General features: G+C 36.6%; 28 protein-coding genes and 1 riboswitch. Of the genes, 4 read left to right on the forward strand and 24 right to left on the reverse strand.

All coding sequences use genetic code 11. From position 1 onward, the window contains the following. Window positions 1-240 precede the first annotated feature (240 nt). The 4 genes from prfB to B9N79_RS18685 all read right to left on the reverse strand — a co-directional run bounded on the left by prfB (window position 241) and on the right by B9N79_RS18685 (window position 5222). A protein-coding gene (prfB, locus tag B9N79_RS18670) for a peptide chain release factor 2 (protein ID WP_108745557.1) occupies window positions 241-1342 on the reverse strand; the annotation gives its coding sequence in 2 pieces (ribosomal slippage) (window positions 241-1269 and window positions 1271-1342; 1101 coding nt in all). Between the two features lie 71 nt (window positions 1343-1413). Beyond that, the gene (secA, locus tag B9N79_RS18675; RefSeq protein ID WP_046218021.1) at window positions 1414-3930 is read right to left on the reverse strand and encodes a preprotein translocase subunit SecA; all 2517 of its coding nucleotides are present in this window, start codon (window positions 3928-3930) and stop codon (window positions 1414-1416) included. A 198-nt stretch (window positions 3931-4128) separates the two neighbouring features. Next, on the reverse strand, window positions 4129-4659 hold the full coding sequence (locus B9N79_RS18680) for a chromate transporter (RefSeq protein WP_040060257.1): 531 nt from the start codon (window positions 4657-4659) through the stop codon (window positions 4129-4131). Then, complete coding sequence (locus tag B9N79_RS18685; RefSeq protein WP_040060258.1) at window positions 4656-5222, reverse strand: chromate transporter; 567 nt, start codon at window positions 5220-5222, stop codon at window positions 4656-4658. The genes B9N79_RS18680 and B9N79_RS18685 overlap by 4 nt, the downstream gene beginning before the upstream one ends. A 244-nt stretch (window positions 5223-5466) precedes the next feature. Between B9N79_RS18685 and B9N79_RS18690 the strand changes: the two genes are divergently transcribed. After that, window positions 5467-5685, forward strand: a complete 219-nt coding sequence (locus B9N79_RS18690) for a hypothetical protein (RefSeq protein ID WP_040060260.1) — start codon at window positions 5467-5469, stop codon at window positions 5683-5685. A 31-nt stretch (window positions 5686-5716) separates the two neighbouring features. Here B9N79_RS18690 and B9N79_RS18695 read toward each other — a convergent pair whose 3' ends face one another. Beyond that, on the reverse strand, window positions 5717-6850 hold the full coding sequence (locus tag B9N79_RS18695; protein WP_040060262.1) for an AbrB family transcriptional regulator: 1134 nt from the start codon (window positions 6848-6850) through the stop codon (window positions 5717-5719). 168 nt (window positions 6851-7018) lie between these two features. On the opposite strand from B9N79_RS18695, the gene B9N79_RS18700 reads away from it, so the two are divergent. Then, the gene (locus B9N79_RS18700; protein ID WP_019394890.1) at window positions 7019-7888 is read left to right on the forward strand and encodes a LysR family transcriptional regulator; all 870 of its coding nucleotides are present in this window, start codon (window positions 7019-7021) and stop codon (window positions 7886-7888) included. A 43-nt stretch (window positions 7889-7931) separates the two neighbouring features. On the opposite strand, the gene hpf is transcribed toward B9N79_RS18700, so the two are convergent. The 6 genes from hpf to brnQ form a co-directional block, all read right to left on the reverse strand. Further along, window positions 7932-8495 (reverse strand): ribosome hibernation-promoting factor, HPF/YfiA family, encoded by a 564-nt coding sequence (gene hpf, locus B9N79_RS18705; RefSeq protein WP_019394889.1) that lies wholly within the window; start codon window positions 8493-8495, stop codon window positions 7932-7934. Window positions 8496-8694: 199 nt separating this feature from the next. Continuing rightward, window positions 8695-9039, reverse strand: coding sequence for a flagellar protein FliT (gene fliT / locus B9N79_RS18710; protein WP_040060264.1), 345 nt, complete (start codon window positions 9037-9039; stop codon window positions 8695-8697). Next, window positions 9036-9431: a flagellar export chaperone FliS gene (gene fliS / locus B9N79_RS18715; RefSeq protein ID WP_040060482.1), complete on the reverse strand. Its 396-nt coding sequence runs from the start codon at window positions 9429-9431 to the stop codon at window positions 9036-9038. Before fliS ends, fliT begins: the two co-directional genes overlap by 4 nt. A 7-nt stretch (window positions 9432-9438) precedes the next feature. Next, window positions 9439-10926: a flagellar hook-associated protein 2 gene (locus B9N79_RS18720; protein WP_231573182.1), complete on the reverse strand. Its 1488-nt coding sequence runs from the start codon at window positions 10924-10926 to the stop codon at window positions 9439-9441. A gap of 130 nt (window positions 10927-11056) precedes the next feature. Continuing rightward, window positions 11057-12910, reverse strand: a complete 1854-nt coding sequence (locus tag B9N79_RS18725; protein WP_085118783.1) for an acyltransferase family protein — start codon at window positions 12908-12910, stop codon at window positions 11057-11059. Between the two features lie 409 nt (window positions 12911-13319). Next, a complete protein-coding gene (gene brnQ / locus B9N79_RS18730) occupies window positions 13320-14675 on the reverse strand; it encodes a branched-chain amino acid transport system II carrier protein (RefSeq protein ID WP_040060267.1) in 1356 nt (451 codons plus the stop codon). 627 nt (window positions 14676-15302) lie between these two features. On the opposite strand from brnQ, the gene B9N79_RS18735 reads away from it, so the two are divergent. Continuing rightward, window positions 15303-16109 (forward strand): MBL fold metallo-hydrolase, encoded by an 807-nt coding sequence (locus B9N79_RS18735; protein WP_040060268.1) that lies wholly within the window; start codon window positions 15303-15305, stop codon window positions 16107-16109. A gap of 38 nt (window positions 16110-16147) precedes the next feature. Here B9N79_RS18735 and B9N79_RS18740 read toward each other — a convergent pair whose 3' ends face one another. Next, the gene (locus tag B9N79_RS18740; RefSeq protein ID WP_019394882.1) at window positions 16148-16402 is read right to left on the reverse strand and encodes a GlsB/YeaQ/YmgE family stress response membrane protein; all 255 of its coding nucleotides are present in this window, start codon (window positions 16400-16402) and stop codon (window positions 16148-16150) included. 353 nt (window positions 16403-16755) lie between these two features. On the opposite strand from B9N79_RS18740, the gene B9N79_RS26235 reads away from it, so the two are divergent. Next, entirely contained in the window at window positions 16756-16923 is a 168-nt protein-coding gene (locus B9N79_RS26235) for a hypothetical protein (RefSeq protein ID WP_019394881.1), read from the forward strand. Window positions 16924-17119: 196 nt separating this feature from the next. Here the strand turns inward: B9N79_RS26235 and tenA are convergent, their stop codons facing one another. From tenA to B9N79_RS18800, 12 genes are all read right to left on the reverse strand, one after another. After that, on the reverse strand, window positions 17120-17797 hold the full coding sequence (tenA, locus tag B9N79_RS18745; protein ID WP_040060269.1) for a thiaminase II: 678 nt from the start codon (window positions 17795-17797) through the stop codon (window positions 17120-17122). Beyond that, the gene (locus tag B9N79_RS18750) at window positions 17784-19076 is read right to left on the reverse strand and encodes an acetylornithine deacetylase (protein WP_040060270.1); all 1293 of its coding nucleotides are present in this window, start codon (window positions 19074-19076) and stop codon (window positions 17784-17786) included. The genes tenA and B9N79_RS18750 overlap by 14 nt, the downstream gene beginning before the upstream one ends. Window positions 19077-19161: 85 nt before the next feature. After that, a riboswitch (TPP riboswitch) is annotated at window positions 19162-19263 on the reverse strand. Window positions 19264-19304: 41 nt separating this feature from the next. After that, window positions 19305-19562, reverse strand: a complete 258-nt coding sequence (locus tag B9N79_RS18755) for a hypothetical protein (RefSeq protein ID WP_019394878.1) — start codon at window positions 19560-19562, stop codon at window positions 19305-19307. Window positions 19563-19659: 97 nt separating this feature from the next. Then, entirely contained in the window at window positions 19660-19887 is a 228-nt protein-coding gene (csrA, locus tag B9N79_RS18760; protein WP_019394877.1) for a carbon storage regulator CsrA, read from the reverse strand. After that, window positions 19875-20333, reverse strand: coding sequence for a flagellar assembly protein FliW (fliW, locus tag B9N79_RS18765; protein WP_040060271.1), 459 nt, complete (start codon window positions 20331-20333; stop codon window positions 19875-19877). Before fliW ends, csrA begins: the two co-directional genes overlap by 13 nt. 80 nt (window positions 20334-20413) lie before the next feature. Beyond that, complete coding sequence (gene flgL / locus B9N79_RS18770) at window positions 20414-21295, reverse strand: flagellar hook-associated protein FlgL (RefSeq protein WP_040060272.1); 882 nt, start codon at window positions 21293-21295, stop codon at window positions 20414-20416. Window positions 21296-21308: 13 nt separating this feature from the next. Beyond that, window positions 21309-22742: a flagellar hook-associated protein FlgK gene (flgK, locus tag B9N79_RS18775; protein WP_085118786.1), complete on the reverse strand. Its 1434-nt coding sequence runs from the start codon at window positions 22740-22742 to the stop codon at window positions 21309-21311. A gap of 20 nt (window positions 22743-22762) precedes the next feature. Next, complete coding sequence (gene flgN / locus B9N79_RS18780) at window positions 22763-23236, reverse strand: flagellar export chaperone FlgN (protein WP_019394873.1); 474 nt, start codon at window positions 23234-23236, stop codon at window positions 22763-22765. Window positions 23237-23239: 3 nt separating this feature from the next. Next, window positions 23240-23518, reverse strand: coding sequence for a flagellar biosynthesis anti-sigma factor FlgM (gene flgM, locus B9N79_RS18785; protein ID WP_040060274.1), 279 nt, complete (start codon window positions 23516-23518; stop codon window positions 23240-23242). Between the two features lie 173 nt (window positions 23519-23691). Then, window positions 23692-24060: a hypothetical protein gene (locus tag B9N79_RS18790; protein ID WP_040060276.1), complete on the reverse strand. Its 369-nt coding sequence runs from the start codon at window positions 24058-24060 to the stop codon at window positions 23692-23694. Between the two features lie 94 nt (window positions 24061-24154). Next, window positions 24155-24856 carry a ComF family protein gene (locus B9N79_RS18795; RefSeq protein ID WP_046218024.1) on the reverse strand — a complete coding sequence of 234 codons (702 nt, stop codon included), beginning with the start codon at window positions 24854-24856 and terminating at the stop codon, window positions 24155-24157. Further along, window positions 24853-26325, reverse strand: coding sequence for an ATP-dependent helicase ComFA (locus tag B9N79_RS18800; RefSeq protein WP_046218025.1), 1473 nt, complete (start codon window positions 26323-26325; stop codon window positions 24853-24855). Before B9N79_RS18800 ends, B9N79_RS18795 begins: the two co-directional genes overlap by 4 nt. Window positions 26326-26414: the final 89 nt, after the last annotated feature.

Raw genomic sequence — 26414 nt, forward strand, 5'->3', positions numbered from 1 at the left:
ACTATTATACTCGTTCTGTTTGCTATTAAATCATATATTTATGCAGATTTATGCAGAAACTTGTTTCTTCTCCACATAATAGCAAAAATAACCTCGAAGATAAAATGGTTCTTTCTTCAGCCTTTTACACAAAATCGTTTTGTTACAGGGTTGTTATTCCTATGTAATATTTCACCTTTCCTTTACGTTTCTATACAAAATGCCCGCATTCTTCAAAAAAGAAAGCGGGCATTTTCCTCTTTAATTCATAAGCGAACGAAGATATGAATCAATAAATGGATCAAGATCTCCATCCATGACGCCTTGGACATTTCCAATTTCCGTATTTGTACGATGATCTTTTACCATTGAATATGGATGGAACACATATGAGCGAATTTGGCTTCCCCATCCAATGTCTTTTTGCTCTCCGCGAATTTCATCTAACTCTGCTTGCTGTTCTTCGATTTTGCGCTGCAAAAGTTTTGATTTCAGCATTTTCATAGCACGCTCGCGGTTTTTAATTTGAGAACGCTCTGTTTGACATGTAACAACAATATTTGTTGGAATATGAGTGATCCGTATAGCCGAATCTGTTGTGTTAACGTGCTGACCACCAGCTCCACTTGCTCGATACGTATCTACTTTTAAATCTTCAGTGCGGATATCAATTTCAATATCATCACTAAGTTCTGGCATAATTTCGCATGATACAAATGAGGTATGGCGACGACCCGATGAGTCGAAAGGTGAAATACGTACTAAACGATGTACACCTTTTTCTGCTCTTAAATAACCATATGCGTTATGACCTTTAATTGAAAGTGTTACGCTTTTAATCCCAGCTTCATCACCTGGAAGATAGTCTAGTGTTTCTACTTTAAATCCTTTAGCTTCTGCCCAGCGTGTATACATGCGAAGAAGCATTGAGCCCCAGTCTTGTGACTCTGTTCCTCCAGCACCTGGATGAAGTTCTAAGATAGCATTGTTTTTGTCGTAAGGTCCATTTAAAAGAAGCTGCAGTTCAAACTTGTTTAGAGAATCTGTCAACTCTTTCAATTCTGGTTCTACTTCACCTGCTAAATCTTCATCAAACTCTTCTTTTAACAGTTCATAAGATACTTGTAAGTTTTCATATGATTCATTTAAGTTATTAAATGTTGTGACTGTCTCTTTTAATGAATTTGCTTCATTGATGACCGTTTGGGCACTTTGCTGATCATTCCAAAAGCCTGGGTCTGCCATGATTTCATCTAGCTCAGCAATGCGCGCTTCCTTTTGATCAAGGTCAAAGAGACCCCCTAAAGTCCGCCAAGCGATTGGCTGTTTTATCTAACTCTTGTTTCATTTCTACTAATTCCATTATTCTACACCTCATCATTTATATTGTTACATAAGAGTGCTTGGTGACGAAGCCACCAAGCACTGTTTATTTTATCTTCCACAACATTGCTTATACTTTTTACCGCTTCCGCACGGACAAGGTGCATTACGACCAATATCAACAACGTTTGTTTTTGGTTTTTTCTTTACAGCTTTCTCATCAGATTCCTCTTTTGGATGAACAGCACTTTGACCTTGAGCTACTTCTTGACGTTCAAGATTGTTACGGATTTCTGCTTTCATGATATATTTTGTTACATCTTCTTCAATTGCAGCAATCATGCTTTCAAACATTGAGAAACCTTCCATTTGATACTCACGAAGCGGATCATTTTGACCATATGCACGTAGATGAATACCTTGACGAAGCTGATCCATCGCATCAATATGGTCCATCCATTTAGAATCTACTGCACGAAGAACGATAACTTTCTCGAACTCACGCATTTGTTCTTCCGCTAACTGTGCTTCTTTTTCATTGTAAAGCATTTTTACTTTTTCAAAGATAAGGTCAATCATCTCTTCTGGATCTTTCATTTTCAGCTCTTTTACATCAAGCTGACCTTCTGATAAAACATTGCTGTTCATATAATCAACAATTGCTTTTAAGTCCCAATCTTCTTCAAGTTCTGCTTTTGGTGTATGTGTTGCTACAACTCGTTCGATTGTAGAGCGAATCATACCTTCTACAATGTCACGTAAACTTTCAGAGTCTAACACTTCGTTTCTTTGTTTATAAATAACTTCACGTTGCTGACGAAGAACATCATCATATTGAAGAAGCTGTTTACGAGAGTCAAAGTTATTTCCTTCTACTCGTTTTTGAGCTGATTCAACTGCTCGAGTAACCATTTTGCTTTGAATTGGCTGTGAGTCATCCATTCCAAGACGATCCATCATACTACGCATTCCTTCAGAACCGAAACGACGCATAAGTTCATCTTCCATTGAAAGATAAAATTGAGTTACACCCGGATCACCTTGACGTCCAGAACGACCACGCAGCTGGTTATCAATACGACGTGACTCGTGACGCTCTGTTCCAATTACTGCAAGGCCACCAAGTTCTCGTACACCTTCACCAAGTTTAATATCTGTACCACGTCCAGCCATGTTTGTTGCAATTGTCACAGCACCCTGTTCACCAGCATGTTTAATAATATCTGCTTCGCGTTCATGCTGCTTTGCATTTAAGACGCTATGTGGTACATTTCGTTTCTTTAGAAGCTGACTTAAATGCTCAGATGTTTCGATGGCAACTGTTCCGACTAGAACTGGCTGTTTCTTTTTATAACGCTCTGCAATATCATCTGCAACAGCACGGAATTTTCCTTCAATTGATTTATAAATCAAGTCAGCACGGTCATCACGAGCAACCGGTTTGTTCGTTGGAATCACAACTACTTGCATGTTATAAATATTGCGGAATTCTTCTTCCTCTGTTTTCGCTGTACCTGTCATACCTGAAAGTTTTTCATACATACGGAAATAGTTTTGAAACGTAATCGTTGCAAGTGTCATGCTTTCATTTTGAATTTCAACGCCTTCTTTTGCTTCGATTGCTTGGTGAAGACCATCACTGAAGCGGCGCCCTTTCATAAGACGTCCAGTAAATTGGTCAACAATCACAATTTTACCGTCATCTACAACATAATCCACATCATTTTGCATCGCCACATGGGCTTTTAATGCTTGATTAATATGGTGATTTAATGTTACGTGTTGAATATCAAATAAGTTTTCAATATGGAAAGCACGCTCAGCTTTGCTCATTCCTTCTTCTGTGAGCTGCACTCCTTTTGTTTTCACATCATACGTATAATCTCTTTCTTGTTCCAGCGTACGCACAAAAGCGTTTGTTTGTACATAAAGAGAAGTTGATTTTTGAGCCGTCCCTGAGATGATAAGCGGGGTACGTGCTTCATCAACAAGAATGGAATCGACTTCATCGATAATGGCATAGTTAAGTGGACGCTGTACTCGTTGATTGCGATAAAGCACCATGTTATCACGCAAATAATCAAATCCAAGCTCATTATTTGTACTATAGGTAATATCCGCATTGTATGCTTCAATTTTCTCTTCACGAGAAAGACTATTTACGTTCAAACCAACGGTTAAGTCTAGGAATCGGTAAAGTTCACCCATTTCCTCAGCATCACGACTTGCTAAGTATTCATTGACCGTTACAACATGAACACCCTTTCCAGAAAGAGAGTTAAGGTAAACAGGCATTGTTGCTGTTAATGTTTTACCTTCCCCTGTCTTCATTTCCGAAATGTTTCCCTCATGAAGTGAGATTGCCCCCATAATTTGTACTTTATAAGGGTAAAGACCAAGTACACGCTTAGCTGCTTCACGAACAACAGCAAATGCTTCTACAAGCAAATCATCAAGCGTTTCTCCCTTGCTGTAGCGTGTTCTGAATTCAGCTGTTTTAGCTCGCAATTTTTCATCACTTAAGGCAGCCATCTCGTCTGCAAGCTGCTCTACTTGATTCGCTATTTTTTCTAACTTACTAACTTGGCGCCCACTTCCATCAAATACTTTTTTAAACAGTCCAAGCATGTAAAACGCTCCTCTATATTAAAATATAATCGAATGTTAAAAGTTTTATTTCTTCTATTATAAAACCGTGCTTGTCCTTTCCATTCTAGGAAAACAAGCCCCATACTTCTTCATTATTATAAACGATTCTACCTCAAATTGTAACATTCAGTACTGAAAAGTGCCAATGAACCGCAAATAGATTGTTTTTACTCTTTATTAACGTAAAAAGACAGCTCCATACGCTAAAGCTAATATAATCACATAAGGAGCACTCACTTTAAATTTTTCTAAAAGCAAGAAACTTACAACTACAAGACCTATTGTTTGAAATGAACCATTTTCTTCATATGAAGAAAAGAAAAAGTCGTATGCCATCACTCCAAGAAGAACCGCAATTGTAGGACGTACATAACTTGTTAAACGTTTCACTTTTGGTGATTCCTTATATTTCATTAAAATCTTTAAAAGAATAAGCATAAGCAATAAGGAAGGTGCAACTGTGGCAAAAAGACCAACAATAGATCCAAAAACGCCTCCAACTTCATAGCCAATATATCCTGCTACTTTAGTGGCAATTGGTCCTGGAAGCGCATTTCCAAATGCTAGTGCTTCACTAAACTCTTGATTCGTAACCCATTTATAGCGATCAACAACTTCATTTTGGATAAGAGGAATTGATGCAGGACCACCACCATAACCAAGAATACCTGGAATAAAAAAAGCTAAAAAAAGCTTAACATAAATCATCTTGAACGCTCCTTCTCTTCACCTTCTTTTTTACTATCTTTCTTAGTAAAAGCAGCTATTAGTAGGATTACAATAACGATAGCCGGATGAATATGAAGAAGTTCTGTTGCAATAAAACTTGCAATAATAAGAAAACCACCGCCTAATAAACCAAGCGATTCTTTTGATTTTTTCCAAAAGTTCCATGTTAAAGTTAACATCATAACTCCTACAACAGGAAGCACCGCATTTGATAATCCTTTTACCCATGGCTGATCTTTATAAGCATATAAAAGATTAAGAAAAAGTATCATTAAAATAACAGTTGGGACTGAAGTAGCAATTACTGCGTTAATCATCCCAAATATGCCGCCAATTCGATATCCAATATATCCTGCCATCTTTGTATTAATTGGCCCCGGAAGTGCATTTCCAAGTGCTAATACATCCGAGAATTCTTCGTCAGACATCCATTTATATTTTTTTACTACTTCATCATGAACAAGAGGAATTGATGATGGTCCACCACCATACCCTAAAATGCTTGAGCGAAAGAAAGCGATGAAAATATCTCGCTGCTTCATAGTTCTCTCTCCTTTCTGGCTAAAACTTTATATTTATCCCAGCTTATTAACGAACTTAGAAGGCTGCTTGTTTCATTTTATAAAGTAAGAAACGCTTTGAACATACACTATCCTCTCAACTTTCTCAAACTCTTTTTATTTTTCCCTTCTTTTTATAATACTTTTACAAAATAAGAAGGAACTTTCCCTCTATGCTCTCGTATATAACAATAAAGAACAATTTGTCAGGAAGAAGGAATGTAATATGAATTTAAAAAAAGAAGATGATGTTCAAGCAGAACTAGAAGAACTTAGAGGAAAAGTAAAAGAACTAGAAAATGTTACCCAAACACTGTATGAAGAAATTCAAACTCTCCAAACTTCAGGACCTGCAAATACTCCTCGCGCCTCATCTCCATTAGTTGGACAAATTGGCGGACTTGTATTAGGAGCTATCGCGCTTATCGGACTATTTTGGTTTTAAGAACAAAAAAAGCTAGGGAAATCCTAGCTTTTTAGGCTGATGCATGTGAACTTTTTGCTTTTCTTGCATCCCAATGATTTAGAAGTCTAAAGATAGGCGGCAACATAATACAAACAATAATGATACGAAACACTTGAACAGCTACAACAAGAGTAGAATCAGCATGGAGGACAACAGATGTTGTAGCCATTTCTGCAATTCCTCCTGGAGCAAAAGCAAGTGCAGCAGTCACAAGGGAAATGCCTGTTAGTTCAGAAACAAAAAAGGCACAAACAAGCATTGCTACAATCAGTCCAATAGTGCTTACAAAAGCAACAAATATCGTTCTTTTTAGTCCTTGGAACATTCTTTTATGAAAACGAGAGCCAATACTTCCTGCTATAGCGAGTTGAGACAAAATCATCATACTATGCGGCCAATAAGCAACAAGATCATAGCCAGCATACATAGAGGAAAGAGCTTGAACAAGAGCTACCGTTACCATTCCACCAACGAGCCATGGAGCCGGAAATCTAAGAATTTTACCGATGTAGTATCCTCCCCACGCTGCTAAAATAAGCACTAAAGCCCAAATGATATGTGGAAGTGTAAAACTTCCCCCGGCTGAAGCTGTTTCGGTTAAATGGGAAACAGGCTCTGAATAAGAAGAAAACCAAGAGGAAACAATCATTGGTATAGTCAAGACAACAAGAAAAACCCGCATTGTTTGAATGATGCTTACAACGCCAGTATTTGCTCCAACTTCTTCCGCAATCCCAGGCATTGCACTTAATCCACCAGGTGCCGTCCCAAAAAAGCTTGTTAACATATCTGTGCTGCTACATTTCCATAATATAAATCCAGAAAGAAGAGCGAAGAAGATTGATAAAACAAGCACAACAATAATAGTGAACCAATTCTCGGCGAAAATTTCAATGATGGATAAATTGATTTTTTGACCAAGCTCAATAGCTAAAATACATTGGCCAATTCTAAGCCAGTATGGAGCAATCCCTTTCCCTTCTTGTAATTTCAAGAACTTCGGTCGAAAGAGAGAAAGTACAGCTGCTAAAATAAGTGTACCAAGCATCCAACCGATAGAAAGACCGGTTAATGAAAGGAGCAGTCCCCCTACTCCACTTATCAGAATAAATATTATGCTATAAAAGAATCTCTCATTTCTCATAGCTACTCCTTCTTTCTACACATCACTACCCCTTATAAATTACAAGAGCACCGTACATTTAATAAGAGATGTTATATCAAACTATAGTATAATAAGAGATATAAATAAAATATTATATTTTTATATTTAACCATAACTAATATTTATGGCTTATACCGAGGTGATGACATGGATGAAAGAGATTGGCTTATTTTACGTACGCTTTACATCCAAAAAAATATTACCAAAGCAGCTAAGAGTTTATACATTTCACAGCCTGCCCTGACAAATCGCCTCCAGCAAATTGAAAAAGAATTTGGAGTTCAAGTTGTTATAAGAGGAAGACGAGGCGTCCAATTCACGCCTCAAGGGGAGTATTTAGCTCATTGCAGTGAAGACATGCTGTTACGAATTCAAAGCATAAAAGAAAATGTGCTCAATATGGAAGATGACTTCACAGGAACACTTAAGCTTGGGGTTTCAAACCTTTTTGCACAGTATTTGCTTCCTGATTTACTCAAAATGTTCAAAGATCAATATCCTAAAATTGAATTTAAAGTAACAACAGATCAAAGCAGTTCTATAACACATCTTGTTCATAATGGCAGTGTACATGTTGGATTTGTTAAAGGGGATTATAGCTGGAATGATAGAAAACATCTTTTATTTCAAGAAGAAGTATGTATTGCATCAAAAGAGAAAATGGAGTTGGGAAATTTACCAATAATGCCTCGGATTGATTACAGAGCGGATCCGTTATTAAGAACACTTGTCGAAAACTGGTGGGTTGAAAATTATCCTCAGCCTCCTAATGTAAGCATTGAAGTTGATAAGGCGGACACTGCAAAGAAAATGATTATAAATGGCCTTGGTTACGCAATTTTACCTACAATGACGCTTAACGATGTTCCAATGCTTCATAAAATTCCTCTTCAAAACAAACAAGGAGAACTTATCTTAAGAAACACGTGGATGTTTTATCATGAGGAGTCTATGCAACTTAATATGGTTAAAGCTTTCGTGAATTTTGTAGAAAAAATGACATTTAAAGCTTCATAAATTTAAAAAGGACATAGCCTAGTAGGCTATGTCCTTTCTTATTTTAAGCTTGCGGCTCAATTAATCCATATCTTCCATCTTTTCTTCGATAAACTACATTTGTCGCATCTGTTTCAGCATTCGTATAAACGAAGAAACTATGTCCTAGCATATTCATTTGTAAAATGGCTTCTTCACTATCCATTGGTTTAAGGTCAAAACTCTTTGTGCGGACAACTTCGAATTCATCATCATCTTCTTGTTCGTCGAGAATCGTTGTGGAAGTTGTTCCTTCCATTTCAGCGAAAGCATATTTTGCTCCGCCCTTCTCTCGTGATTTTCGATTCACTCTTGTTTTATGCTTGCGAATTTGACGCTCAAGCTTACTTACAACAAGATCGATAGCTGCATACATATCATCATTTGTTTCCTCGGCTCTTAAGACAAGAGAATGAAGCGGAATAGTAACCTCTATTCTTTGGCCATCACTGTAAACTTTTAAGTTCACACTAGCTTCGGAATTTGGCACTTCTTCAAAATAGCGCTCAAGTTTGCTAATTTTCTTTTCCACATATTCTCGTAGTGCTGGAGTGACTTCAATGTTTTCCCCTCTAACGTTGTAAATCATGGGAATTCCTCCTTTTGATCCAAGGTATGCCTCTACTATTTCTTTTCCCGACAAATTGTTTCTTAAACCTACAAAATAGTTAGAAAATTTAATTTTCTTGTTATATAGATTATCATACCTCTTCTCCCTTTGCAAAAGAAATGAATGGGAGACACAAAAAATTCATAAGGAAAATAAAGTGGTCCTTAAAGAAACCCCTTCATTTTCTCTTATCATAAAATGTGCCATCACGGCTTGTTGTGCCATATGGATTCACATAGCGAGTCTGTCCACGTTCCCGGTTTTTCAATGCTTTAATATTCTTTGAAATATTAAAGCGAATCTCACGCAGTTTTTCATCAATAGAGTCATTAAGCTTGACCATCGCTCTTCCAAGCTCCTTCTCTTCTTCTGAAAACGGCGGTTTAATAAGCTTGATAGCAATATCTCTATTGTTTAACAGCTGTTCAATATTCTGAATATGCTTATCACGATCATGCTCTTTTTGGGAAACTTCTTGCTGCAGTTTTAATGTTAACTTATATGCTTCTTTTACAGCATTCATTCATGATCATATCCTTTTGATGATCTTGTCTTTTGAATAACTTCTTTCCATGTATCTCTAAATTCCATAACATAAGATTCAACTTCTTCTAAAATGTCTACACTGCTTTCAATATTGGCTTTCATTAGACGTTGATTTATATAATCATACATCGTTCTCATCTGATCTGATAATTCACTTCCTGTTCGTAATGTAACCATCAGTTCTGTAATAATATTTTGAGCTTTAATTAAGTTTTTATTTTTTTCCTCTACTTCTCTATTTTCAATTGCTGTCTTTGCTCTACGAATAAACTTTAAGCAACCATTATAGAGCATAAGTGTCAACTCTCCAGGAGTTGCTGTATTAACAGAGCCTTGCTGATAAGCTTGATAAGCATTGTTCATGGTTATTTCTCCTTTACTGCATGAAGTATTGTGATAAATAAGAAGACTGAGAGTTTGCTTTTTGGATAGCTTGCTCCATTGCTGTAAACTGACTCCAATAACGAGTTTCAATCATTTTCAAACGGTCGTTAAAATTATTAATACGCTCATCAAGATCATTAAGGCCTTTCCCAATTGTATATTGAGTATCAGACTGTCCTGTATTTCCCGCTCGTTTTTCAATTGTTGTAATGGTATCTTTTATTGTATTACGAAGACGCACTGCAATTCCTTGTGTATCATATGTATCCCCATTTTTTGAGAAAAGCTCTGAAATGGCTTGTGGGTTCTCCTCAATTTGTTTCTTCAGCTTTGCTTCATCAATTTCTAAGATACCACCAAGACGATACTGCTTTGTTGTTGTGATTCCAATCTCAGATAAGTGATCAATGCCAAAAGATCCACCTTGTACTGATGTATAAAAATCAAACCTCATACTATTTAAAGCACTCGACAATGTACTGTCACTACGAAGAAGTCCACTTTTTGCTTTTTCTTCCCACAATTCCACCTCTTTATCAGACATCTCTTTCTTTTGATCACTTGTAAGTGGTGCATAGTCACGATAACGAGTTTCTCCCACTTTTTCATTAATCTTAGTAATTGTTTCATTGTACTTCGTCACAAATTCTTTAATTTTATCAAAAATAGCACCAACATCTGTAGATGCGGAAATGGTAACAGGAGTGTTAGTCACTCCTGTTAAAGTATACTTCATTCCATTTATTTCAAAAGTATTTGTTGTTTTTTGCATTTCAAACCCGTCTATGATAACGGTCGCATCCTTACCTTTCTCACTTTCTTGAAGTACTGTACCATTTAGTTGAATCCCCAGGTTATCAGATATATATGAACGTGTGGAACTATCTTCAGCTCTAATTTCCCCGCCAGTTCCTGTCTTATTGTTTACAAACACAAGCGTTTTAACGTACTGACCACTTGTTGTATCGAGAATTCGTTCATTCATGGCTCTTACACCCAAACCTGAACTATTAATTGCTTTTACAACATCATCAGCTGTTGCTCCTGCTTTAATAGAAAATGAAACCTCTCGGGCTTCTGTACTTTCTGGATCTTTCACTGTGAATTTTAATTCCTGGGCAGCTGCTGAAGAAGTGAAACCACTTGATTTGAATCGACTAGAAGTCGCAAGCTGTTTAACGTCTATTTGAGTAGAGATATTTTGGCTAGTGTTTACTGCTGTTGCTGTAACCTTTCCTTCCTCAGAAGAAGTAACTATTTTCTTGTTAAATGTACTACTTAGGATCATATTATCAAAAGTATAATTGCTTAACTCATTTAATGAAGTATTAATCTCCCTATACTGATCACGTTGCCATTCTAAAGTTTGCTTCTGCCCTGTTAATTTATTAAGTGGGACACGCTCAGCTGTCATTAATTTCTCAACCATGCTCTCCGTATCAATCCCACTTGCTAATCCACTGATCCTCATTCCAGTCATCTTCTCACCGCCTAGGTATTTTTATTTATATCGGCTTTTCTTTTTTCTTTTTAATAGGAAGTTAGTTTGAATTATAATCCGCATTTTCCCAAAAAACAAAAAACCAAGACCACTCTTATGGCCTTGGTTTTCATTCATTCACAGCATCCTGAATAAGTTCAGTTAATGCCTTTGATCCTTTTTTGGTAAGATGAACTCCATCTCCTCCAAAATATTCAGGGTGCTCTAAGGATTCTTTATGCCAATTGATTAATTTTACGTTCTTATACTCCTTGGCTTTTTTAGCTAGGGTTTCATTAACTTGATTTTCCCACGAACGTGGAACGCGCGTATTTACAAGATAAACGTTTGCTTCATCGAAATATGATAGTAATTTATCAATCTGTTCATCTGTAAAATATCCATTTGTTCCAAGCTCAATAACAACAACGGCATCTTTATTATTAAAGGATGCATATGAAGGAGCTATTTCAATTGCCTCATAAAGCTGTCTTCCAACCTTCCCATCAATTGTAATATTTGGGTAGTTTTCATGGAGATTCCCTGCAATATCAAGCATAACGGAGTCTCCAATTGCAAATATCTTCTCAGGGGGATTGGATGACTTCTCTTGTTCATCCGCCTTGGAGGATTCTGATGACTCCTCTTTTGAATCTGTGTCTTTTGATTGCTGAGATTCTTCTTTCTCTTTTACAGCGTGTTCCTCTTCATTGTGATTTGGAGAAACCTTAACGCTCGTTTTCTCTGAAGATTCATGTCTTACTTCTCCCTTAGCTAGACCCGTTACACCAGCTGTAAATACAAGTACAATGAGAAAAATAGCTACTGTTGATAGTTTGCGAGTAATAGAAAGCTTTTTCCATGTTAGTGTTGTTGTTGGAATATAGCGTTTGAAAAATTGTCTAAACCCGTTTTTACGAATCGGCATCTCAATCATTCGATATGACCACTCTGCTATAACAAAAGTTACGAATAGCTGCAAAGCAATACGCCAATAATTTTGTGTACCAATCTCTTCTACGGGTGTTGTAAGTACAATAACTGGATAATGCCAGAGATAGATTCCATATGAACGTGAGCCAATCCATCTTAATGGCTTCCAAGATAGCAATTTACCAAGAAGGTTGCTTGGATGGCAAATACATGCAACAAGAATGGCCGTATTTAAACAAAACAGTAGCATTCCACCTTGATATACAAACGTTTGATATTCACTAACAAAGAAGAAGCACAGTATAATAATAAGGAAAGAAACAATACTTACTCCGTTAAATATTTTTCTCACTTTCACAGGAAGTTCTTTTTTTGAGAGCCTTTTTAATGGCCAAACAAGCGCTAGCCAACAGCCAACCAAAAGCTCAAATGAACGTGTATCTGTACCATAGTAAACACGACTAGGATCCATGCCTGGTTCGTAAAGCATTCCCATTGACATTGCTGAAATCAGAATCCCAATGAGAACAACACATGATACTACACTTCTTCTTTTAAAAATATAGAAGCCAACCGCTAACAATATTGGCCATAGTAAATAAAATTGTTCTTCAATCGCTAAAGACCATAAATTCTTTAATGGTGAAGGAGATCCAAAGCTATCAAAGTATGAAAGCTTATGGAAAATAAACCACCAGTTGCTCGTATAAAATAAAGATGATACAGCATCTCCGCGTACAGTTGCTAACAGTTCTTCCTTAAATAAGACAACCCATACAACGGTTGCAATAATCATTACATATGCTGCAGGAAGTAATCGGCGAATTCGTCTTATCCAAAAGTCCCGAAAATCGAATGTTAGTCTGCTTCCATGTGAAGGTAAAATAATAGAAGTGATCAAGTACCCGGACAGCACGAAGAAAACATCAACTCCGAGAAATCCTCCCTTGACCCAACTAAAATTCAGATGATAAGCAATAACTGATAACACGGCAAACGCTCGAAGTCCATCTAGTCCATAGACATATCGATGATGCGTTTTGTTGCTCAATATAAATTCCTCCAGTAACCCTTTCTGTTTCTCCCTGTTGTGTACAAAAATTGTTCACATTAGTGTAATAAAAAAGCATTTTTATTTTAGCGTACGTTATTTTAAGGAACGGAGATAAGGTCTGATGTGATTTTTAAATATATTCTGACTGACAATTATGTATACCTTTTACCCTTCTTCTACAAACTATATCAACAAAAAAGAGGTCTCAAAAAGACTCCTTTTCCATTATATATTTTCTGTAATTAAACTTCATCCCATTTTCAATAATAAGTCTTAAGCCCCACTCTTATTTACCATAATATAGGTAAAATAAACATTTGTCACTAATCAATTCACATAACAAAAAGGCTTTTTTCTCCATAAAAAAAGCAACTAGAAAATGTTCTAGCTGCTCTCTTACTGAACCTTAATTGCTTGTCTCTTCTTTATAGTAACTTTTAGATACAAGCAGGCTTACAATATATCCAATTATCCCTCCAACAATTGCTGGAACAATCCATCCTAAACCAATTGAGTATAACGGTAAAATACTTCCGAAAAGATTGTCGATAAATGTAATATGAACACCCGCATCTCCTAGCCCATCAAAAAGACTAACAATAAATGTTAAAATTAAACTACCTTGATAAATTTCTGTTCTCCCTTTGAATAAAGGATGTAAAAATGTTAAGAAAATAAGCACAATAGCTAGTGGATAAATAATCGTTAATACTGGAACTGAAATAGCAATAAGCTGAGTAAGACCAATATTAGCAATAACTGCACTAAATACCGATAAAGTAATTGCAATAGCTTTATATGAAACAGACGGAAATAACTTATGGAAGAAAGCTGAACAAGCTGTAATTAAGCCAACGCTTGTTGTTAAGCAAGCTACAGTAATCATAAGTCCTAAAAGAATAGCTCCATACGAACCGAAATAGTAATCTGAAACACGTGCTAAAACTGTTCCACCGTTATCTAAATGACCAAGCTCTGAAACACTTGATGCCCCCATATAAGAAAGCGCAGTATAAATTACGGCTAAAATCACGGCTGCAATAACAGTTGCCTGCACGCAAATTTTCATGATTTCCCCTTTTGTTTTAGCTCCCTTTTGTTTAATTGCGTTAATAATAATGATCCCAAATACAAAAGATGCTAACGTATCCATTGTTAAGTACCCTTCTTGGAATCCTTTAGAAAAAGCATGTGTCATATATTCAGGACGCGGCGCTTGGAAAGGTCCAATAGGATTAATAAAAGCTACAAGAACCAAAATTCCAATAAAGGTTAACTTCAGTGGAGTCAATATTTTTCCCACTAAATCGACAATTTTCGCAGGATTTAGTGAAAAAAAGCACGCAATGCTAAAGAAAATAATCGTAAAAACAAGAAGTGGCCAGAACCCTGCATCTTCACCTAAATATTGAAGTACAAATGGATGAACTCCAATCTCATATGACACTGTTCCTGCTCTTGGCATTGCAAATAGAGGCCCAATTGCTAAATAAAGAACAACCGTAAAAACAAGTCCAAAAACAGGGTTTACGCGACTTGCTAGTGACTGCAAATCATCCTTACCAGAAAAGCCAAGAGCAAGTACACCAAGTAACGGCAAACCGACGCCTGTTACAAGGAATCCAGCATTTGCAGACCAAATGTGTTCTCCCGCTGTTTGACCTAACATGGCTGGGAATATTAAATTTCCTGCTCCAAAGAAGAGAGCAAAAAGCATAAGACCGATAACAACAACAAAGGAAGTCGGTACTCTAGTTGACATATTCAAAACCTCCGTGAGAATTAAAATTAACTATTGTAGAAAACAATTAAAATTTTCCGAAAATTATAATCGAACACAATTTTAAGAACTATTAACGTATTATATACGTATAAATTCGGTATTTCAATATATAATTTTAGTTTTATTTTCCCTTTTTTAAAAGAAAGCGCTTTAAATCTAACAAACAAAAGGACCAAAGAACCAGTATGTTTCATATATTTTTTTAGAGTTACTGAAAAAGAACCTCTCTTGTACTAAAACAAGCTCGCTTCTTTTCCCTTTCTACCTCATTTTATCATTCCCAATAATTCTTTATTTAGTAAAAAAGTTCTTGATAAAACCTATTTTTTCAACTACAAATTAATACTTTTATGATTTTTTCAATTAATTTCTGATTCATAAAATGCTTTGTTTTGGAACGTCTTTCATTCTAAAAGATATTTTGTTTTTCGTGTACTAAGATGTTCATCAAAAAAACCATTCTAATTTGAAATATGTAATAAGAACCGAAAATAAGCAAGGGACTTATATATACGTAAATTTTACTTTTCTACCTTTTTATTCTTAATTGTCCCTTCCTCTTCATGTAATATAAAAGTATAAATAAAAAAGGAGGTTATTCACATTATGTTATATATATGTACGACATGTGGTGTTCAATATGACAATATTCAACAACCTAAAAAGTGTATAATCTGCAATGATGAAAGACAGTATGTGAATCCTAATGGACAATCATGGACAACACTTGAAAAGCTAAAGGACTCTTCATACCGAAATATCTTCTCTCAAGCTGAAGAAGGCCTTTATAGTATTAAAACAAGTCCCACATTTGCCATTGGCCAAACCGCTTATCTTCTTCAAGGAAAAGAAGTGAATATTTTGTGGGACTGTATTTCCTATCTTGATGAAGAAACTATAGATCATGTTAAGAGCCTAGGAGGAATTCATGCTATTGCCTTGTCCCATCCTCATTATTATTCAACTCAAGTAGAGTGGGCAGAGGCGTTTAATGTTCCCCTTTATATTCATCGTGATGACAAACAGTGGGTTATGAGGGATAGCGAGCATATCGTTTTTTGGGAAGGTTCGATGTTAAAGATTAGTCAGGATATTACGCTTTATCGCTTAGGAGGACATTTTAAAGGAGGCGCTGTACTGCATTGGAAAAATGAAGATGGTGTCTTACTTACAGGGGATATTGTTCAAGTTGTAGCAGATCAACGCTGGGTTAGCTTTATGTATAGTTATCCAAATCTAATCCCTCTCCCAGCTTCTAAAGTGAGTGAAATGGTAGAACAATTAAAGCCTTTACATTTCGATCGACTTTACAATGCTTTCCACCGTAGTGTAAAGGAAGATGCCAATAGAGCTGTACAACGATCAGCCGAGCGCTACATTAAGGCTTTAGATGGCTCACTATTAAATATATAAATAAAAAAGAGTTTCCCTTAAAGGGAAACTCTTTTTTATTATGATGCGTGTCGCATCTTTCTCATAACAAAGCTAACAATTAGAACTAAGATGACGGCGCCGATAATTGCAGGGATAAGGGCAAAACCGCCAACAGTCGGGCCAAAGCTACCAAAAATAAGTGAACCCAACCAGGCTCCGATAAAACCAGCAATAATATTTCCAATAATTCCACCTGGGACATCACGACCTGTTAAAATTCCTGCAAGCCAACCGATAATGCCACCAACGATAATTGTCCATAACCACGACATGTCTTATCTCCTCCTTTATCAAGATTGTTTTCGTTGCTTAGTTAAAGTATACCCAGAAGGAAAATTTAAAAACATCATTGAGCACATAGAAATTAAACCTATAGTAAAATTGAAAGTTGTCTTTTTCTTCAACTTTAATTCTATTTAAACTTCTTTGTAATGAGAACTTTCTTTACATTCATCGTGACTCTCTTTGACATTCTTTTTACTATAAATATAATGACCAAAATGAATTTATGAACTTTTATAGAAAGATTGTTTTTATGGTTTACATTAATTACTAAAGGGCGTATGATAGCATCAAAAGGTAAACAATTTATCTTTTAAATTCAAAAAAGGGAGGAAAACAAAACGTGTGGGTAATTACTGTTTATGCAGACCAAGACGTAAAAATGTACGAGTTTGACGATGAACATGAGGCAAAGGAAGCGCTAGGAAAGTTAGAGAACTGCTCTTGCAAGATTCTCTCTCAAGTTATTTATTATAATGACGAATTCATCGTTGAAAAGGCGGCTGTTTAATTTTAGGACATGGGCCCCTTTAAAGGTATAAACTTTACATTACCCTTATGGAGTTCCATCAATTGAAACTTTTAAAAATGTAAAAATGTAATTTTGAAACGAATTGTAGAGATAGTAGATTATTAACGCTATTTACTCTTAATAATATATTTCGCTCACGCCAAAGTTTAGCACCGTTCAATGAACGGTGCTTTTTTTATTGAATATCTTCAGGCCACGTTTCTCCGCGATAAGCCATATCCCAAAAAAGAAATTCAAATCGACTTGTATTTAGAAAAATCTCCTCTAGTTTCTTTCTTTCTTCCTTTGATTTTCCTATTGCTAATTTGTTCATTAAGTCTTTTAACCAATTTGAAAGTTCACCAAATTCATTTGAACTGTACATCTCTACCCATTCTCCGTAAAACTCATGTTCAAGAGCTCCTGGAATTTCAGCTAATTCCTTTCCAATTTCGCTATAGCTCCACATGCAAGGAAGAAGGGCTGCTACAAGTTCGGCAAGTGTACCATTTTGAGCAACTTGCAGCATATAATGCGTGTAGGCAAGTGTTGAGGAAGCAGGCTGAGCCTTTTCAAGCTCTTCCTCTGAAATAGCAAATTTTTTCGCATATTGTCGATGAAGATCCATTTCGACATTCAACGTAGAATGTAATATTTCTCCAAATTTACCCATTGTTTCAACATCAGTCGCTTTTACACTTCCAAGTGCAAAAAGTTTTGCGTAGTCAATGAGATAGAGATAGTCCTGAATCATATAATGACGAAAACTTTCTTTTGGAAGAGTGCCATGACCAATTCCTTGAACAAATGGATGCTTATGATTTGCGTCCCAAATGTGTTTGGCTTTTGCATAAAGTTCTTCACAAAATGTCATTTATTCCCCCCCTTTTGGTATGACACCAGTTATAAATAAATTCAATTAATACTTTTGTGAAATCTACTAAACTCTCAATTGATACTCGTTCATTTATGGCATGTGCATACTTTGTTTCCCCCGGTCCATAAATAACGGTTGGGATTCCTGCTTCCCCTAACCATCCTCCGTCTGTGACAGAGGTAGACATTTCTATTTCAACTTGTTTTTTCAAAATCTCTTTGTGGACATGCTGAAGCATTTTCACTCCATCATAAGTTTCATCAATTTCAAGTGCAGGAAATATTTCTCCTCTTTCCTCGATCATCGATGCTCCCCCCCACTTAAAGCTTGGAGGATGATCCCTTAACCATAGGTCACCATGAGACATTCTTAAAATATAATCTTCAATTTCTTTTGTTACACTCTCGTAAGTTTCATTTGGATAGAAATGCACTGTAATCCACAGACGACACTCATCAGCTACAAAAGCAGGGTGTCTTCCTCCTTCAATAACAGCAGGATTAATTGTTGTTGTTCCAGGGAGAAAACCATCATAAGTTTTTATGACCATCCAATGTCTTTCGAGTTCATTGAGCCAGTTAATAATTTTCATCATTTTCTCAATTGCACTCGCTCCAACCGCTTCCCCTCCCGCTGCAATCATATGTCGTCGTGCTCCATCATGAAACGTTTGATCACTTTTTACCGTAATCCATCCTGTAATTACACCGCCCTGACCACGAATAACCATTTCACTTGTATCCACAACAAGCGCAAAATCAGCACTATACCCTCTTTCACAGCACTGTTTCGTTCCTGCTTCTCCCACTTCCTCCCCAATCACAGATTGAAAAATTACATCACCGGGAAGTTCTACTCCATGATTTTCTAACAATTCTAATGCAAAAAGAGCACAACCTAATCCACCTTTCATATCGGAAGTTCCCCTGCCGAAGAGATATCCATCTCGTACAAAAGGAAGGAATGGATCACGTTCCCACTGCTCGTTTTCATCCACTTGAGCCACATCTATATGGCCGTTAATAATTAAGCTGTTATACTCCTCACTATTCTTCCCCTTTTTAACTCCCACAACATTTGGATCGTTTTCATAAACATCCCACATTTCAACTGTGAATTTATTTTGTTTAAGCTTTTTTGCCACAAATTCTTGTGCTTCCTTTGTATTACGGGCAGGAGGGGCAGGTGTTTTAAATTTTACGAGTTTCTCAATAAGTGAGATTAGCTCTTCTTTCCTCAACTCTACTTCTCCTAAAATCTTTTCTATATGTTCCATACTTTCACTCCTTATTAGAGCGAAGGAAACGAAAAAACCCCTTCACGATGTGAAAGGGTGTGATTATGTACGAATGCTAAATAAAACAATTCGCCAACCACTTCCCTTCGCTAGCATTACCTAGATCAGGTGTAAGGGTTAAGACACTTGTCTCTCTCAGCTTTTTACAGCACCCCTAGTAGCCTTACTTCTCTATTATTATCATAATACTTTTTTTATTGCAAACATTCAGGATAACAGCTTAATCATAAGAAAGATAAAAATAGCTCCTCCAATTAAAATGCGTCTAAGTCCTTTTCCCTTTGAACTTTTCAATTTATGTAACCCCCAAATGATAAAAGAAATTCCTAGTGTCGCACCCATCAAGTCTAAAAAAAGTTCCCTCGACGTTATAAGCGCAAGAAGGGGAAACAAAACGGTTAAGAAAGCAAAAAATAAACCTATAACGAAAAGTGATAGATTTCGTTCGTAATTTCCATAAGACATTGCGTTCCTCCTTTACAAAAATACTAACAAAAAGAGGTTTAGGATGATATAGGAACGTCGCCTTGTTTTATTAAAAAAGCCCTTTAGGAGGACTCTCTTAAGGTGTGTTCATATTCTTAAATATATTTATAAGATTTTCTTTAAGACTTGCAGCTTGCTCATTTTCCGTTTGGATTGCTTCGTACACTTCTTGCCTATGAACTTCAATATGTTTGGGCGCATTGATTCCTAGCTTAATTTGTTCTCCATCAATATCTACAATTTTCAGTTCAATATCTTCCCCAATTCGAATACTTTCGCCAACTTTCCGTGTTAAGACAAGCAAAAAGATTCCCCCTGCTTCATCCTCTTCTGAAAGAGTGGATGTTTAGTTTTATAATCCGTGTCTGTTAAAATAATTTGTCTTCCTCTTTTTTGTTCACGATTTAAAATAAGCGGTGCTTGTAAATTAATAGTAGACTCTAAAAATGGGTCCATCATTGTTACAAAAGCATAGACCATTACATTTTTCTCTGAGGTAATATCGAGTTCTGTCATATAGTGGGAAGCTAGGTTGAAGTCATATTCTTTATAAAAAGCAAACGGGTCTGTAATCACAAAAGCTAAATCTGGTGTTTTTAAAGACTGAAGTAAAAAGAAGATGTCCTCATCATTGAGAGGTAAAAGAGTAAATTTCTCTTCTTCCAAGAAACCAGGAATACCTTTCGAAAAAGTAATCACCTCTTCACGATTCACTTCTATTTCCCCATGATATTTCGTTGCTATTTTCATCTTTTCACCACTTTATAGTATTGTTATTTTTAACCTTTTTAAACAGAGAGCTCGGCAAATGCCGAGCTTTTTGCTGTCTATTATGCTAGAAAATCTACTAAACTCGGCTGCATAATTTTAGCTCCCACAGCTAATGCTGCCCGCTGAACAGTCTCCTGCATTTGTAGGTCCATAATTGCTTTTTCAAAATCTATATCTTCTACATCTGAAAGTTTCTTTTCAAGAAGTTCTCCTTGCTCGTTTAAACGTGCTTCCATAATTTCTAGACGATTTGTACGAGCTCCGATGAGAGTTCTAGCACTTATAATAGCGTTAATATTTTCATCCATTGCAGAAAGCTGATCACCAATTTCCTCTCCTGATGAACCTTCTGCTAAACTTTGTTCAAGCTTTGTGAGATTATCAAAGAAAGCTTGACTAAAAACGTCCGTTCCATCAGTACTAACATCAATCGAAAGACCTTTAGAAAGTTCAATTGATATTGGTTTCTCACTAGCTCCTACAACAATTGTTCCACTCTTGTTGTCTACTGGCGCTTGTCCAGTATTTATTCCATTAAAAAGAAACTTCCCTTCAATGTTTTTATTTGCAATTGAAACAAGATGTTCTTTTAGTCCGCTCACTTCGAGTCTAATAGCTTCTCGCTCATCTTCAAGTTTTGTTCCATTTGAAGCACTCACTGTAAGTTCTCGAATTCGTTGCATTACTTTATTTGCTTCTTCCAGAGAACCATCGCTGTTATCAAGCCACTTGTAGGCTTCTGTGAAATTCTCTTTATATTGGTTATTCTCGTTTAAATTTGTTCGGTAGTTTAAGCTTTTAACAGCACTAATTGGATCATCAGATGGACGGTTCAACTTCTTACCACTTGTTGCTTGTTCTTGTAAATTCATTAGTTTCTCATAGCTGCTGCTCATATTACGCAACGTATGTTGAGAAATCATGGACTGTGTTACTCTCATCATTTCCCCTCCACTAGCGGCCAACAACGCCCATATTGTTAATGATTCGGTCAAGCATCTCATCCATGACTGTCATGCTCCTTGCTGCTGCATTATATGCATGTTGAAACTTAATCATATTTGTCATTTCCTCATCCAAAGAAACCGAGCTAACACTGTCTCGCTTTGTTGAAAGAAGATCTCTGACATTTTCACTATTTTCTTTTAGTCTATTAGCATTCTGGACTTTTACACCAATTTCCCCAATTATTTCACTATAGGCAGACCTAATTGTTCCATTTCCAACATTAGGATTTAAAAGTTCAGCAAGTTTAGCTGCATTTCCTCCATCACTTTTCTTATTTCCGTCAGCTCCAACTGCTATATTATCCGTACTCTTCATAATGTCATCTGAAAGTGTGATTGTACTTGAAGCATTTTCTGATGAAAACATAAAAAAGTCGCTCCCTTTTTCTCCATCTTGCTTGTAGCCATTTCCATGGATATTATTAAATTCTGTTGCAAGAGTTAGTGCAAGCTGATCAAGCTGATCAATCGTTGTTTTATAGATACTTTGGTCTGTGCCAAAGTTATGAATTAAACTTTGAAAACTTCCTGTTGGAGACACAGTTGTACCATTAACCTGGATTTCTAGCTCACTTCCATTAGAAACTGTCTCAACCTTGTTCGCTATATTCCCTTGTACGAGTGCTTCACTGTTGCCAGCTACCTTAATCGTATAAATACCTGCAGCGGCTCTGTTAGCTCCGCTGCCTGATGAAGTGCACTCAACTTTAATATCCATATAACTTGAAAGCTTATCAACAAGCAAATCACGTTGATCATAAAGATCATTTGGCAAGTAACCAGATGGCTCAAGTTCACCAATTTTCTGATTTAAGTCTGCAATCTGAGCTGCAATAGAGTTAATATCATCTTTTGCTCCATCTACTACTGCTTGAAGGTCCTTTTGTGCAGTTGTTAGTGCACTATTTAAATAATGGAATGTATCTGTTAAAGAAACGGCTTTTTCACGGACAACTGTTTTAATTCCTTCATCATTTGGGTTGATACTAAGATCTTGAAGAGAGCTCCAAAACTCATCCATCGCTCCGGAAAGTCCTGTACCTTCTTGATCATTCATAATTGCTTCAACAGTCTTAAGGATACTACTTTCCATGTCAGCATAACCAACTTGTGCCTCTCCGCTGCGATATTGAGCATCAAGATACTGATCACGTATTCGCTCAATTGAGCTTGCTTCTACGCCTGTTCCTATTGTTCCTGCTATTTGCGGCGAGTTCATTCCACCAGAAGGATATGGGGAAGTCGCTTGCAAATTTGCTCGTTGCCTTGTATAGCCAGCTGTATTGGCATTCGCAACATTCTGTCCAGTTGTTTGAAGTGCTGCTTGCTGAGCATGAAGAGCCCTCAGTGATGTTTCCAGTCCTTGAAATGTAGAACGCATCAGTCTTTCCTCCGTTTCTTTTATGCTTTACTATCAAACATAGAACGACTAGGAGCTGAAGGACGCTCTTTCTGCGAACTATGATAATTCAAGTTTTTAGGCTGCTTCCCGAACATATCTAAAGTCATATTCACAACTTGTAGGGAATGATACAGAAGCTGCTGGTTTAGTTCATTTCGCTCTTTTAATGCTAAAAGACAAGTACTCAACTCTTCCTTCAGTACCTCATATTTGGCTCTTTGAGAAAGCGAAATTTTCTCGATAATCTCACCTAGTGTAAGGGGTGCTTCCCATATTAATAACACTTCTCGCTGGCGAGCTTCTTCTAGTTTTGTTATAGCTTTTATATGAGACTGCTCCTCATTCATTAGCTTTGAGAGCATTGTTTCGTTCTCTTCCTTCAAGCATTCTGTTTTTTGTTGAGCTAAATGTAATAAACTTTTATGAAGTGACAAAAGCTTTTCTAATAATGCCTCTAACCGGTCTATGTTCATTACTTATTCACCTTTTGAAAGTTTCTTATAATAGTCAACAAGTGAAGACGCTACTTTATGCGCATCAACCTTATACGTTCCATTCTTGACCTGGTTCTTTAATTGTTCAATCTTCTCTGCCCGTTCGCTTTGAAAATTATTTGTTTTCTGAAGTTCTTTTGCCTGAGTTGATATCTGAACTTCATCACGTCTTGTAACAGAAGTTCTTTCCACCTGTCTCTGTTTTTCAGTTTGGTTTTGATATGGATTCATTCCTGATGAATGAAAAGGATTAATCTTCATTTTCCTCACCTCACAAAATAATTACCGCTATATCTTATCTTTCTTTTATTATCGGTAAAAAAACAGAGGATTTAAAGGAATTTAAGACAAATGATAAAAATAGTAATAATAACATATTTTTCTTCTTTTTTCTACATTTTATTTGGTCTTTTAGCGACAAAAGAACTAGGACTTTATCCCTTTTTCAAAGTTTGTTCTCGTTCGTAAATCTCTAAATCTTTTCTAAAATCATAGCGACAAGAATTACATATCCTTCCCTCACGCGTTTTTTGATGACAAACTTCGCATTGGTAATATACATTTGGTAAGTATGAAAGCTGAAGCCATCCTTTACGAACAAACTTATAGAATAGCGGTATAGGCACCCCAGTAGCTTCTGTTATCTCTTCAAGCGTTAAGAATCGATTGTTTCTATTACGGATAAACTCTCCTATTCTTTCATAGTGAGCAATCTCTTCCTTATAGCAATCGTTACAAACACTAATAAAGCTATTCTGAATAAACAAACTTCCACACGTTGGACAGTTTAATAGTAGTGACATTCTTACCCTTTCGCTCCTTCATTCCGCTCTTCTCCTAAAAAGGCAGTCGCGCCCCATTACCTTTCTTATCGGATAGTTCTTACAATTGTTTATCTTAGCTTCTTGCTAATGTCATTGCTGAAATAAGACCCGCTCCGTTTTGTTTTAATACCTTACTTGCTTTATAAAGAGTTGCTCCTGTTGTATAAATATCGTCAATGAGAAGAACCTCTTCATTATTAAGTTTCCGGGAGAAAGAGAAGCTAAAAAGCTCTTCTTGTAGACGCTCTTGTTTATTCTTTTTGGACTGTTTTTCTGTATGAATGCGGGAAAGGGGCGAGACGATCTGTCGAGGTAAAAGAGAAGCTAAAGCTTCAGATTGATTGAACCCTCTTTCAAAATGGCGTTCTTCTGAGAGAGGGATAGGAATGATAAAGGAGCAAGTCTTAAAGTGTTGGTAGAAAAGGGAACGCCACTCCTTTTTAAAAGATGGCAAAAGCGCATAGTCTCCTTGGAACTTAAAACGTTTCATCCATTCTTTCATAAAATCATTATAGTGAAGTAAAGAGCGATTCTTTGTCATCATTCCCTCATATGAAGAAGTTTTCCAGATAGCACAATCCTTACAAATATCATGATCAATAAACTGTGAAGAAAGACGAAGAAGGCTACGTCCGCATAACAAACAATATGGTTCTTTAATAAATAAGCACTTCTTAAGACAAAGCTCACAAAGGCCGTTCTCCACCCCTCTCAAAAATTGAGAGAATGTAAACTGGGACGTATGGACTCCTTCACAATATAGACAGGCATTCATTCAACAAGCCCCATCTTACGCGCTTTCTCGTTTAGAGAAACAATCTGTTTTCTTGCCCTAACCATCTCTCGAGTGCGGCCGAAGTGGAAAAAGGTAACATCACCATTCGGATAATTAGCACTTCTCCCCACTCTTCCTCCAATTTGCACGAGCGCACTTTCTGTAAAAATATCCTCCTCCGCTCCTAAAACAGCCACATCTGTATTAGGGACTGTTACTCCCCTTTCTAGAATAGTAGTTGTTACTAAAATACGTGTTTCCCCATTTCGGAACCGTAGCACCTTTTTCTCCCGATCATGATCTTCTGCATGAACTCCTTCTGTTCGCTTTTCTTCTTTTTTTATAATTTCCACAATTTTAGGAATTACTTCAATCGATGGCACAAACAAAAAGACTTGTTTTTCTCTTCTTTCCTTCAACCATCTTTTAAGATTCCATGGAAGCTCGTTTTTTAAGAGCTGTTTTTTCCAGTTTCCACACCAAACCATATGCGGTACAGGTATCTCTCTTCGATGATAGCGCGCAGGTAGAACAAAGGCATCTCTCCTTCCTCTCCTTATTTCCCGCTGCCACTGATGATTCGGTGTTGCAGTGAGGAGGATTGTTGCACAACTCTGTTTTTTCACATTTTCTACCGCTTGTTGGAGCATTTTGTCATATGAGAATGGAAAAGCGTCTACCTCGTCTACAATTACTACATCAAATGCTTTTTCATAACGAAGCATTTGATGAGTTGTAGAAATCGTAATAGTTCCACTTTTTCCTTTGTCTTCGCTGCCTCCATATAAAGCGATAACAGAAGAGTAAGGAAATGCTTGCGCTATACGAGGTTTTAATTCACGTACAACATCTGCTCTCGGTGTAGCAATAAGAACATTCTCCCCTTGTGAGAGAGCATAATTAATTCCTTCAAAAAGCATTTCTGTTTTCCCTGCTCCGCAAACGGCCCAAACTAAGAGTTCTCCTTTTCTTCGTATTGTCTCTTTAATGGCCTCTGCTCCTTTTTGCTGCATCTCGGACAGTTTACCGTTCCATGTTAAGAAAGCTGAACGTTCCTTTTTCTTATAGATAGGGCCACTCCAAACAAAAAGTGGTGTGCACATGCTGATTCTCCCCATTCCAATGCAAACACGACAATAGAAGCACATCTCTTTACAGGTATAACAAGGAAATGCTCCAAACTTTTGTAAGACAGTATTTCCACAACGATTACATTGATATCTATCATTTTTTTTATTAATTCCTTTTATAATCTGAACATATCCTTCTCTATAGTGCGCATAAAGTGTGTCAAATGGAACTGAAAGTTCGGTAAGAAGCAACTTTTGTTGTGACAACTCTTCCTGAAGCTTCTTTGAAAAAGGGTAGGTATCATTTATGGGATAAAAAGTGTAGGTAGATTGATAGGAAATCGGTTGACCCTCTTGTGGAGAGAAGACAAGCTTATTATCTTCAACAGTAAAAAGCATAAAACACCCCTTTTCTTTTTACTATATCAACTTTTCCTAACTTGTTATCAACGTCTTCATAGGGAAAATAAAAAAAGAACGAGCATAAA

Source organism: Priestia filamentosa (genome assembly GCF_900177535.1).
GTDB lineage: Bacteria > Bacillota > Bacilli > Bacillales > Bacillaceae_H > Bacillus_I > Bacillus_I filamentosa.

What these genes read in the sequence shown, in the direction of transcription:
- B9N79_RS18695 (WP_040060262.1), bottom strand. Translation starts at nt 6,850, where the DNA reads ATGAGAAATGAGAGATTCTTTTATAGCATAATATTTATTCTGATAAGT.
- secA (WP_046218021.1), bottom strand. Translation starts at nt 3,930, where the DNA reads ATGCTTGGACTGTTTAAAAAAGTATTTGATGGAAGTGGGCGCCAAGTT.
- B9N79_RS18735 (WP_040060268.1), top strand. Translation starts at nt 15,303, where the DNA reads ATGTTATATATATGTACGACATGTGGTGTTCAATATGACAATATTCAA.
- fliT (WP_040060264.1), bottom strand. Translation starts at nt 9,039, where the DNA reads ATGAATGCTGTAAAAGAAGCATATAAGTTAACATTAAAACTGCAGCAA.
- B9N79_RS18800 (WP_046218025.1), bottom strand. Translation starts at nt 26,325, where the DNA reads ATGCTTTTTACTGTTGAAGATAATAAGCTTGTCTTCTCTCCACAAGAG.
- brnQ (WP_040060267.1), bottom strand. Translation starts at nt 14,675, where the DNA reads ATGTCAACTAGAGTACCGACTTCCTTTGTTGTTGTTATCGGTCTTATG.
- flgN (WP_019394873.1), bottom strand. Translation starts at nt 23,236, where the DNA reads ATGAACATAGACCGGTTAGAGGCATTATTAGAAAAGCTTTTGTCACTT.
- B9N79_RS18755 (WP_019394878.1), bottom strand. Translation starts at nt 19,562, where the DNA reads ATGTCTTATGGAAATTACGAACGAAATCTATCACTTTTCGTTATAGGT.
- flgM (WP_040060274.1), bottom strand. Translation starts at nt 23,518, where the DNA reads ATGAAGATTAATCCTTTTCATTCATCAGGAATGAATCCATATCAAAAC.
- B9N79_RS18750 (WP_040060270.1), bottom strand. Translation starts at nt 19,076, where the DNA reads ATGGAACATATAGAAAAGATTTTAGGAGAAGTAGAGTTGAGGAAAGAA.
- flgK (WP_085118786.1), bottom strand. Translation starts at nt 22,742, where the DNA reads ATGCGTTCTACATTTCAAGGACTGGAAACATCACTGAGGGCTCTTCAT.
- tenA (WP_040060269.1), bottom strand. Translation starts at nt 17,797, where the DNA reads ATGACATTTTGTGAAGAACTTTATGCAAAAGCCAAACACATTTGGGAC.
- B9N79_RS18690 (WP_040060260.1), top strand. Translation starts at nt 5,467, where the DNA reads ATGAATTTAAAAAAAGAAGATGATGTTCAAGCAGAACTAGAAGAACTT.
- fliW (WP_040060271.1), bottom strand. Translation starts at nt 20,333, where the DNA reads ATGAAAATAGCAACGAAATATCATGGGGAAATAGAAGTGAATCGTGAA.
- B9N79_RS18795 (WP_046218024.1), bottom strand. Translation starts at nt 24,856, where the DNA reads ATGAATGCCTGTCTATATTGTGAAGGAGTCCATACGTCCCAGTTTACA.
- B9N79_RS18790 (WP_040060276.1), bottom strand. Translation starts at nt 24,060, where the DNA reads ATGTCACTACTATTAAACTGTCCAACGTGTGGAAGTTTGTTTATTCAG.
- B9N79_RS18740 (WP_019394882.1), bottom strand. Translation starts at nt 16,402, where the DNA reads ATGTCGTGGTTATGGACAATTATCGTTGGTGGCATTATCGGTTGGCTT.
- B9N79_RS18680 (WP_040060257.1), bottom strand. Translation starts at nt 4,659, where the DNA reads ATGATTTATGTTAAGCTTTTTTTAGCTTTTTTTATTCCAGGTATTCTT.
- flgL (WP_040060272.1), bottom strand. Translation starts at nt 21,295, where the DNA reads ATGAGAGTAACACAGTCCATGATTTCTCAACATACGTTGCGTAATATG.
- B9N79_RS18720 (WP_231573182.1), bottom strand. Translation starts at nt 10,926, where the DNA reads ATGACTGGAATGAGGATCAGTGGATTAGCAAGTGGGATTGATACGGAG.
- hpf (WP_019394889.1), bottom strand. Translation starts at nt 8,495, where the DNA reads ATGATTTACAACGTTAGAGGGGAAAACATTGAAGTCACTCCAGCACTA.
- B9N79_RS18685 (WP_040060258.1), bottom strand. Translation starts at nt 5,222, where the DNA reads ATGAAGCAGCGAGATATTTTCATCGCTTTCTTTCGCTCAAGCATTTTA.
- B9N79_RS18700 (WP_019394890.1), top strand. Translation starts at nt 7,019, where the DNA reads ATGGATGAAAGAGATTGGCTTATTTTACGTACGCTTTACATCCAAAAA.